Here is a 6,078-nt window from a genome sequence, read left to right as displayed (position 1 = left end):
CATGGGTCGTTTCCCGGAATATCCTCTGACGCCAGGACGTCAGGTGGGCACCGTGTGATCTGGACCTTAAGGTTTCCCAAACGGCCCAGGCAGGGACAGCTCCCTTAGATAGATAATCGCCTCAGGGATGTTCTCATCAGTTCGTGCCGGACAGTTCCGCCGTTATCCAATATAAGCCACTTACGTTAATTCTCAAGCCTTAGCGCCAGATTTTCCAGTCGGGTCGCAAGCCCCTCTAATATATCGGCGGATTGAACCATTGCGGCCGAAGGTTGCGCAGTATCGGGGCGCGCTGCGCCACCTGCATCATGCAGTCTGTCGGCGAGCATCAGCGCAGAAAACAGTAACCCGCGCGTTTCTGTCAGACCGCGTGCGCCGCCAGCCACCTGTTGCGCAGTGGCGTCCACCATCGCCCCAAGTTCCAGTAGGCGCTTTTCTTCTCCGGCGTTACACGCGACGAAATAGTCGCGACCAGCGATGGATAATTTAACGTCGGGCATCAGCGCGCATCCGCCAAAATCTTGTCCAAATCGCGAATAGCCATAAGCGTTTCGGATTTCAGCTTCTCATGCCGTTCGGCAAGGTCATTATCGCTAGGCGCTGCAGGCGCGATTGCCGATTTTTCAATGCGGGACAGGGCACGCTCTATACGGCCGATCGCCACAATAAATCGTTGGTCTAGCATGGGTTAGTTTCCTTTGCTGAGGAGACTTAGCAGAGACCATGCGCAATGCAAATGTGTGAACGCGATGATAAGCGCAAATTCATGGGGAAAAGCACGTCCGCTCACTTGACGCTAGGCCCTCGCATCCGCAAAGGGTTTCCACCAACGATTCGGCGGTGCGACATGAAAAGATGTGCTCCGCCACCCGCTCCCGCCCGGGAGTAACCAGTGGGGAAAAGAACATGACCGTCAGTGACCAGCAAATGGCCAATGCAATTCGGGCACTGGCTATGGATGCTGTGCAGGCTGCAAATAGCGGGCATCCGGGCATGCCAATGGGCATGGCTGATGTCGCAACGGTACTTTACTCAAAATTTCTGAAATTCGACCCAAAGGCGCCCGATTGGGCCGACCGCGACCGTTTTGTGTTGTCCGCTGGCCATGGTTCGATGTTCGCTTATGCGACCTTATATCTAACCGGTTATGCAAGCCCGACCATCGACGATATCCGCGATTTCCGTCAATTGGGAAGCCCATGCGCGGGGCATCCTGAAAATTTCCTGATCGACGGCATTGAATGCACTACCGGCCCATTGGGGCAAGGCCTAGCAATGGCCGTTGGCATGGCCATGGCCGAACGCCATTTGAATGCGCGTTTTGGCGATGATCTGGTCGATCACCGGACTTGGGTTGTTGCGGGTGACGGCTGCCTGATGGAGGGTATTAACCACGAGGCCGTTGGTCTTGCTGGGCATCTTGGGCTGGGTCGTCTGATCGTATTCTGGGACGACAACTGCATAACCATTGATGGTTCGACTGACCTTTCCACCAGCGAAGATATTGCGGGACGCTATCTGGCCAGTGGCTGGCATGTGGAAGCTTGCGATGGTCATGATTTCAATGACATAGAACGCGCAATTAAGGCCGCGTTGGCGGATAACCGGCCCTCCTTAATTGCTTGCCGGACTTTAATCGGCAAGGGATCACCCAATAAAGAAGGCACGAAAGCGCCACATGGCAGCCCGCTTGGCGCAGACGAAATCATTGCGACGCGCGCTGCTCTTGATTGGCCATATCCTGCATTTGAAATACCCGAGGATATTCTTGGGGCATGGCGTGCAACGGGCGATGCAGGCGCAGCCGCGCATGCGGAGTGGAAATCTAGGCTCGCCGTATCGGCCAAGAACAGCGCGTTCACGGCAGCCATGGCGGGCGAACCAAATAATGCATGGCTGAAGCCGCATCTCGATAGCTTGATTGCCGCACCGCAAAAGATTGCGACGCGTAAGGCATCCGAAATCGCGCTGACGGCGGCGACGGCAGCGATATCGGAACTGCTGGGTGGATCTGCGGATTTGACTGGCTCCAATTTTACCCGCACTGCGTCCACCAACACATTGGATAAAAACGACTATTCGGGTCGTTATGTCAATTATGGTATTCGCGAATTTGGTATGGCTGCGGCGATGAACGGTATGGCACTACATGGTGGCATCATTCCTTATGGTGGTACATTTCTGATCTTCTCGGATTATTGCCGTGCCGCTATCCGCTTGTCTGCATTGCAAGAAACGCGCGTTATCTACGTTATGACGCATGATTCCATCGGCGTTGGCGAAGACGGCCCGACGCATCAACCTATTGAGCAGATTATGTCGATGCGGCTCATCCCCAATTTGGATGTGTATCGGCCCTGTGACACGATTGAGACCGCCGAATGTTGGGCTTTGGCGATTGAAAGTGCATCCACGCCTTCGGTGCTGGCGCTATCGCGGCAAAATCTCCCGCAACTGCGCACGGACATTAGCGAAAATTTCTCCGCCAAGGGGGCATATAGGCTGCGTGCCGCAACCGCCGCGCGCAAAGTCATCCTTGTTGCAACGGGGTCTGAAGTTGAAATTGCTAATGTGGTTGCGGATAAGCTTGAAGCGCAAGGCATTGGCGCGGACGTTGTCTCGATGCCAAGCTGGGAGCGGTTTGACGTACAACCGGCGTCTTATAAATCTGCGCTGCTACCAACAGATACACTGCGCGTTTCCATCGAGGCTGGCACAACCATGGGGTGGGAGCGATATGTCGGCGACGGGCTTCGGATCGGCATCGACAGCTTTGGCGCTTCTGCGCCCATTGACGCGCTTTACGAATATTTTGGCCTGACGGCTGACAAGATCACCCCGCAAATTGTCGCCCGGTTGGGCTGATAGGAGCAGATATGACAGTGAAAGTAGCAATTAACGGTTTTGGTCGCATCGGCCGTTTGGTCGCCCGTGCGATTTTGGAACGTGATGACCATGATCTGGAACTGGTCGCAATTAATGATCTTGCACCCGCAAAGGCAAATGCCCTGCTGTTCAAACGGGACAGCGTGCATGGCCCGTTCCCCGGCACGGTTGAAGCCGATGGTAATGACATCATTGTCAACGGTAAGCGTATTCATGTGACGGCAGAACGTGACCCAGCCAATTTGCCGCACGCGGCCAATGGCGTCGATATCGCGCTGGAGTGCACCGGTTTCTTTACAGACCGCGCCAGCGCCGAAAAGCATCTCGCGGCAGGGGCAAAGCGCGTCCTGATCTCCGCACCGGGCAAGAATGTGGACAAGACGGTTGTGTTTGGCGTCAACCATGACGTTCTGAGCGCCGCCGATATCATCGTATCAAACGCAAGCTGCACCACTAACTGCTTGGCGCCAATGGCGAAGGTCTTGAACGATGCCATCGGTATCGAGCGCGGGTTGATGACCACGATCCACAGCTACACCAATGATCAAAAGATCCTCGACCAAATTCATGACGACATGCGCCGCGCGCGCGCTGCGGGTATGTCGATGATCCCGACAACGACTGGCGCCGCGCGCGCCGTTGGCGAAGTTATGCCTGAGTTGAAGGGCAAGCTGGACGGTTCGGCCATCCGCGTGCCAACGCCAAATGTCAGCATCGTCGACCTGACCTTCACGCCAAAGCGCGATACGAGTGTTGAGGAAGTGAACGCGCTGTTGAAGGCTGCTTCGGAAGGCGCTTTGCACGGCGTGTTGGCCTATTCGAATGAACCCTTGGTTTCAATTGACTATAATCATTGCTCAGCCAGTTCGACGATCGACAGCTTGGAAACCGCTGTCATCGACGGAAAGCTTGTGCGCGTATTGAGCTGGTATGACAATGAATGGGGCTTTTCCAATCGCATGGTCGATACGGCCGGTGTCATGGGCAAGTTTCTGTAAGGATTGATCAATGGCATTTCGCACGCTCGACGACCTCGGCGATATCAAGGGAAAACGTGCTTTAGTACGCGTTGACCTGAATGTGCCTATGGCTGACGGGCGTGTGACCGATGAAACGCGGATGCGTGCGTTGTTGCCGACAGTGCTGGAACTGGCGGATAAGGGCGCCAAGGTCCTTCTGCTCGCGCATTTCGGGCGTCCCAAGGGCGCAAAGCATAGCGAAATGTCGGTGTCGATGGTGCTCGATGCCTTGCAAGAAGTGCTGGGCCGTGAGATCATGTTCGTACCAGAAATAGCGGGCGACGTTGTTACGCAGTCCATTGGTATATTGGCCGATGGTGATATTGCACTCCTTGAAAACACCCGCTTTTGGCCCGGCGAAGAGAAAAATGATCCGGAACTTGCGCGCGCTGTTGCCGCCAATGGTGATTTCTACGTTAATGATGCATTTTCGGCGGCGCATCGTGCGCACATGTCCACCGAAGGGCTTGCGCATATCCTGCCAGCTTATGCTGGTCGTGCGATGGAGGCCGAGTTAAAGGCGCTTCAGGCGGCTTTGGGCGCGCCTGAACATCCTGTGGCGGCGGTTGTCGGCGGGGCAAAGGTTTCGACTAAGCTTGATGTATTGAACAATTTGGTAACGCAGGTTGACCATCTGATTATTGGCGGCGGTATGGCGAATACCTTTTTGGCTGCGCGCGGTGTCAATGTCGGCAAGTCGTTGTGCGAACATGATCTGGCGGATCAAGCCAATGCCATCATGGAAGCCGCTGATGCCGCAGGCTGTACAGTCCATCTCCCCTATGATGTTGTGACGTCACGCGAATTTCGCGCAAACCCGCCAATCCGGACAGTGAATGTGCATGAAGTTGCGGCGGATGAAATGATCTTGGATGTGGGGCCTGCTGCTGTTGAAGCATTGGCCGATGTTTTGAAAAACTGCCGCACCTTGGTGTGGAACGGGCCATTGGGGGCGTTCGAGATTGAACCATTTGACGCCGCAACGGTCTCATTAGCGCGGACGGCGGCTGCCCTGACCCGTGAAGGATCTTTGGTGTCGGTTGCAGGGGGTGGTGACACCTTTGCCGCACTGGCCCATGCGGGCGTGACGGAGGATTTTACATTTGTCTCGACGGCAGGTGGCGCTTTCCTCGAATGGATGGAAGGCAAGCCACTACCGGGGGTAGATGCTTTAAATATCACTTAAACCAGCGGGGCAATGCCCCGTTTTTTTCAATTGCCGATGCATAGGTATGCAAGGCCAGTCTATAGGATGCCAATGATGAATTACGCCGAAATGCTTGCAAAAGTGTCCACCGCCTCGGGCTTTATTGCTGCACTCGATCAAAGCGGCGGTTCCACTCCTAAGGCGCTCAAGGGCTATGGCATAGAGGAAGATGCCTATACGACCGAAGAAGAGATGTTTGGCCTTATCCACGACATGCGCGCACGGATCATTACCGCACCCAGCTTTTCCGGCGAGAAGGTGCTGGGCGCGATATTGTTCGAACGCACGATGGACGGCGAAGCAGGCGGAAAGCCAGTTCCGACGGCATTGCAAGACCGCGGCGTTGTGCCGTTCCTAAAGGTAGACAAGGGGCTTGAGGACGAAGCAGACGGCGTTCAAATGATGAAGCCAATGCCAGAGCTGGATGCGTTGCTCCACCGCGCCAAAGCCAAAGGCGTGTTTGGCACAAAAAAGCGTTCGGTCATAAACCAAGCCTCGCCATCCGGCATTGCCGCCATCGTAAAACAACAATTTGATGTGGCAGAACAGATCCTCGCAGCTGGATTGATGCCGATTATCGAGCCTGAGGTGAACATCAAAAGCGTTGATCGCGTGCACAGCGACGTCATCTTGCGCGATGAAGTTATGAAAGCGCTCGATAATGTCTCGGCTGACAACAAGGTCATGCTGAAGCTGTCGATTCCAGCAGAAGCAGGTACGTTTGACGCGCTCGTCAATCACCCCCGTGTATTGCGGGTTGTCGCGCTCTCCGGCGGCTATGCCCGTCCAGAGGCATGCGCTGAACTGGCCAAGAATACAGGCATGATTGCGAGCTTCTCACGGGCTTTGTTGGAAGATTTGCGTCACCAGATGACGGCTGAGGAATTTGATGCTGCGCTTGCCAGCGCTATTGACGAAATCCACGCGGCTTCCGCGACCTAGGGGCAGGGCCGCTTATGCGCAAGA

Annotated in this window: 6 protein-coding genes; 4 read left to right on the top strand and 2 right to left on the bottom strand. The window is 55.2% G+C overall.

Annotated elements, in window-relative coordinates; all coding sequences use genetic code 11:
* Positions 1–185: 185 nt before the first annotated feature.
* Positions 186–500, bottom strand: coding sequence for a cell division protein ZapA (locus tag Q0O07_RS05050; RefSeq protein ID WP_295491168.1), 315 nt, complete (start codon positions 498–500; stop codon positions 186–188).
* A complete protein-coding gene (locus tag Q0O07_RS05045) occupies positions 500–685 on the bottom strand; it encodes a hypothetical protein (RefSeq protein WP_295491167.1) in 186 nt (61 codons plus the stop codon). Before Q0O07_RS05045 ends, Q0O07_RS05050 begins: the two co-directional genes overlap by 1 nt.
* Before the next feature lie 221 nt (positions 686–906).
* Here Q0O07_RS05045 and tkt point away from each other — a divergent pair, with 221 nt between their 5' ends.
* The 4 genes from tkt to Q0O07_RS05025 all read left to right on the top strand — a co-directional run bounded on the left by tkt (position 907) and on the right by Q0O07_RS05025 (position 6,054).
* Positions 907–2,865 carry a transketolase gene (gene tkt, locus Q0O07_RS05040; protein ID WP_295491166.1) on the top strand — a complete coding sequence of 653 codons (1,959 nt, stop codon included), beginning with the start codon at positions 907–909 and terminating at the stop codon, positions 2,863–2,865.
* Positions 2,866–2,876: 11 nt separating this feature from the next.
* Positions 2,877–3,884: a type I glyceraldehyde-3-phosphate dehydrogenase gene (gene gap, locus Q0O07_RS05035; RefSeq protein ID WP_295491164.1), complete on the top strand. Its 1,008-nt coding sequence runs from the start codon at positions 2,877–2,879 to the stop codon at positions 3,882–3,884.
* A 10-nt stretch (positions 3,885–3,894) separates the two neighbouring features.
* The gene (pgk, locus tag Q0O07_RS05030) at positions 3,895–5,091 is read left to right on the top strand and encodes a phosphoglycerate kinase (RefSeq protein ID WP_295491163.1); all 1,197 of its coding nucleotides are present in this window, start codon (positions 3,895–3,897) and stop codon (positions 5,089–5,091) included.
* A 75-nt stretch (positions 5,092–5,166) separates the two neighbouring features.
* Positions 5,167–6,054, top strand: a complete 888-nt coding sequence (locus tag Q0O07_RS05025) for a fructose bisphosphate aldolase (protein WP_295491174.1) — start codon at positions 5,167–5,169, stop codon at positions 6,052–6,054.
* Positions 6,055–6,078 lie beyond the last annotated feature (24 nt).

This window comes from Sphingorhabdus sp. EL138 (genome assembly GCF_945890115.1).
Classification (GTDB): Bacteria; Pseudomonadota; Alphaproteobacteria; order Sphingomonadales; family Sphingomonadaceae; genus Sphingorhabdus_B.
The sequence above is the reverse complement of the archived record's forward strand: the minus strand, read 5'-3'. Positions and strand labels throughout refer to the sequence as shown.

Coding starts and splice junctions, on each gene's coding strand:
- Q0O07_RS05050 (WP_295491168.1), bottom strand. CDS start 500: ATGCCCGACGTTAAATTATCCATCGCTGGTCGCGACTATTTCGTCGCG.
- Q0O07_RS05045 (WP_295491167.1), bottom strand. CDS start 685: ATGCTAGACCAACGATTTATTGTGGCGATCGGCCGTATAGAGCGTGCC.
- tkt (WP_295491166.1), top strand. CDS start 907: ATGACCGTCAGTGACCAGCAAATGGCCAATGCAATTCGGGCACTGGCT.
- gap (WP_295491164.1), top strand. CDS start 2,877: ATGACAGTGAAAGTAGCAATTAACGGTTTTGGTCGCATCGGCCGTTTG.
- pgk (WP_295491163.1), top strand. CDS start 3,895: ATGGCATTTCGCACGCTCGACGACCTCGGCGATATCAAGGGAAAACGT.
- Q0O07_RS05025 (WP_295491174.1), top strand. CDS start 5,167: ATGAATTACGCCGAAATGCTTGCAAAAGTGTCCACCGCCTCGGGCTTT.